1 protein-coding gene is annotated in these 1,995 nt (G+C 74.8%); it reads right to left on the minus strand.

Translation table 11 applies throughout. From position 1 onward, the window contains the following. Positions 1-269: 269 nt before the first annotated feature. The coding region (locus JM949_RS35525; protein WP_238434466.1) for an FtsK/SpoIIIE domain-containing protein at positions 270-1,995 on the minus strand (1,726 nt) is incomplete at its 5' end.

Raw genomic sequence — 1,995 nt, forward strand, 5'->3', positions numbered from 1 at the left:
ACGGCTGATCCCCCGACCGCCCCGACCCGGCCACGACCCCGGCCGACGGCTGGCTGGCGGCCGGTGGGCCGGGTGGTGGCTGGTCGACGCCGATCGCCCGGCCGAGCTGGTCGAGGCGCTGCCCCTGGGCGGTCAGCCGCTGCTGGAGATAGTCGACCGCCGCGTTCAGGTCGCGGCGCGCGCGGACTCGGCGGCGGCGTGGTGTTCGCCGGCACGGCGCTGCTCGGAGAGCTGTCGGGCCAGTGCCGCGTACTCCTCGAAGGACACTGTCACCGCTCCCCGTCCGGCTCGTGCCCGTCGCCGACGAACGGGACGATCAGCCGGGTGCGCTGGTCGTGCCGGTCGATCAGCAGCGCCCGGTCGGCGCGGGGCGTGTAGGTCAGCTCGTGTGCTCCGAGGTGCAGGGCCAGCTCCGCCCCGGGCACGTTGAGCGCGACCAGGCAGGCGATGTCGTCGCGGTTCTGGCTGCCGCCCAGGTCGTCGGCGAGCCGGCGGAGCCCGCGCCACCAGCCGAGCAGGTGCACCCCGTGCCCGGGGCCCTGGCGCAGCACGGTGCGCAGGTCGTCCAGGCCGGAGCGGAACGTGGTCGGATCGGTGGCACCGAGGACCGGCGCGGCGGCGTCCATGCCGAAGACCACCAGGTATTCGCGGCCGGAGGGCTCGGCGGCCAGCGCGGCGATCCGGTCGCGCAACCCGGCCGCGTCGAGTCGTCCGACCGGGTGGCCGGCGGCCCGCAGCACGGCTTCGGTGTCGTCCGCGACCGGGTCGGCGGCACCGACCAGGCAGGCCAGCTCGAACCGGGCGTCGCCGGGGGTGTGCTGGCGGGCCAGGCTGAGCGTCGCGGCGCGCAGCACGTCCGCGCCGGTCGGTGCGGTGCCCACCACGGCGAGGTGCCGGCCGGGGGTGGTGTCCATCAGGAACAGCGCGGTGGTGCCGTGCACGTCGACAGTCCGGCCGACCAGGGCCATCGGGCGTCGACCGCCGGGGCGCAGCCCGGCGAAGGTGCTGTCGTCCTCGATCCGGGCGGCCTCGTACCCCTTGAAGACCGCCGGTGCCCGTGAGCCCGGCGGGCGGGCCTGCCACAGCTCGTGGCGTAACGCGGCGAGATCCGCCGCGGCGGCGTGCGCGTCGGGGAACCGCAGCACGGTGTCGGCGCCGGCCGCGCCGGCGGCGGTGTTGACCACGGCGGAGCCGATCGGCAGGGCCGCGGCGGCGTCGTTGAGCTGGTCGAGCACCCCACCACCGCCGGGCAGCGCCACTCGCAGCGCGAACTGCCCGAAGATCGCCTCGGCCCGCCCGTAGAGGGCTTCGATGCCGGTCATGCTCTGGCTGGCGAGCACCAGGTGGATGCCGTACGAGCGGCCCTTTCGGGCCAGTTCCTCCAGCAGGTCCACGGAGTCCCGGGCCAGCGCGTCGTTGCCGGCCAGCAGCACGTGGAACTCGTCGATGACCGCCACGATGCGCGGCAGCGGATTGTCCCGGGGCAGGTCGGCGAGCTTGGTGACGCCGTGTCGTTTGAGCGCGGTGGCCCGGCGCTGCGCCTCCCGGCGCAGCTCGCGCAGCACGGCGAGGCCGTACTCGCGGTCGGACTCGATGCCCACGGCACGGGCGTGCGGCAGCCAGGACGGGTCACGCCCGGTGGGCACGAACTCGGTGAAGCTCACGCCCTCCTTGAAGTCGAGCAGATAGAGCTGCAACTCGGCAGGCGCGTAGCGGGCGGCCAGCCCGTAGAGGACGTCGAGCAGGAAAACCGTCTTGCCGGCGCCGGTGCGCCCGCCGACCAGCCAGTGTGGGGTGACGTCGTCGAAGGCGAGGGTCAGCGGGGCGCCGCCGGCCCGGCCGATCACCGTGCGCAGACCGTTGCCTGCGGATTCGGCCCAGCGCCGCTCGGGCAGCAGCCAGGTCGAAAGCCCGGCTGAGCATAGCCGGCTGCTCACCCGGATAGGCAGCCGCGGGTTCGGCACGGAAGCCTGGCTGATCGGCCAAGAGGTGCAG

This window comes from Micromonospora tarensis (assembly GCF_016803395.1).
Lineage (GTDB): Bacteria > Actinomycetota > Actinomycetes > Mycobacteriales > Micromonosporaceae > Micromonospora > Micromonospora tarensis.